Here is a 1,358-nt window from a genome sequence, read left to right on the forward strand (position 1 = left end):
ATTAGTGACCGCAAATATATTAGATTTATTCAAAATACAAAACTAAATATCAATTTTCTATTTTTAGATTTTACTTTTAACAAAAAAGGGATTTCCTCAACACTTAAAAGGTATTTTACCGGTAAAAATTGTATTTTATCGAAAAAAGTGTATATTTGCTTTGTTAAATAGATTTTAATGTATTAACATTTTTATATTTAAACTGTTAAAATACCTACTTATAAATTGTTATTAAAGAAGTTAAAGTACGACACATTAAGATCTTTAACCGAAAACACTACATGTATATGAAAATAAAATTACCCCTAATCATTTTATTTTTATCGTTTACAGCCTCTTTTGGTCAGGTTAAGGTTGGTGATAACCCTAATCTCATCGACCCGTCTTCCCTATTGGAACTCGAAAGTAATGATAGAGCCTTGATCCTAACCAGAGTTACTACAGCTCAAATGAATAATATCACTCCTTTTAATGGAGCAATCCTATATAACACAGATGAAAATTGTGTTTTCCAATACAATAATAATAGCTGGACTAGCTTATGTTCTGGAAATGACAATCAAACATTGACATTTAACCCAGTAACCAATATACTTTCAATAGAAAACGGAAATCAAGTTGATTTATCATCATTAATTAGTTCAGGACCCCAAGGTCCTAGAGGTGCAACAGGTGCAACAGGAACTAACGGAACAGATGGTGCTAGAGGTGCAACCGGAGCAGCTGGTACTAACGGAACAGATGGTGCTAGAGGTGCTACCGGAGCTGCAGGTACTATCGGAACGGATGGTGCTAGAGGTGCTACCGGAGCTGCAGGTACTATCGGAACGGATGGTGCTAGAGGTGCTACCGGAGCTGCAGGTACTATCGGAACGGATGGTGCTAGAGGTGCTACCGGAGCAGCTGGTACTAACGGAACAGATGGTGCTAGAGGTGCAACCGGAGCAGCAGGTACCAATGGAACAGACGGTGCTAGAGGTGCAACTGGTGCAGCAGGAACTAACGGAACAGACGGTGCCAGAGGTGCTCCCGGAGCAGCCGGTACTAACGGAACAGATGGAGCTCGAGGTGCTACTGGTGCAGCGGGAACTAATGGAAAAGACGGTGCAAGAGGTGCAACTGGTGCAGCAGCAACAAACGGAACATACGGTGCCAGAGGTGCTACCGGAGCAGCTGGTACTATCGGAACAGATGGTGCTAGAGGTGCTACTGGTGCTGATGGATCTCGAGGTGCAACCGGAGCAGCAGGTACTAACGGAACAGATGGTGCTAGAGGTGCTACTGGTGCAGCGGGTACTAATGGAACAGATGGTGCTAGAGGTGCAACTGGTGCAGCAGGTACTAACGGAACAGATGGT

Annotated in this window: 1 pseudogene; it reads left to right on the top strand. The window is 42.7% G+C overall.

Going from position 1 to position 1,358, the window contains the following annotated elements:
• Positions 1–287 precede the first annotated feature (287 nt).
• Positions 288–1,358, top strand: a pseudogene (locus tag M0D21_RS20435) (hypothetical protein); the annotation flags it as partial.

Source organism: Aquimarina acroporae, assembly GCF_023195925.1.
Classification (GTDB): Bacteria; Bacteroidota; Bacteroidia; order Flavobacteriales; family Flavobacteriaceae; genus Aquimarina; species Aquimarina acroporae.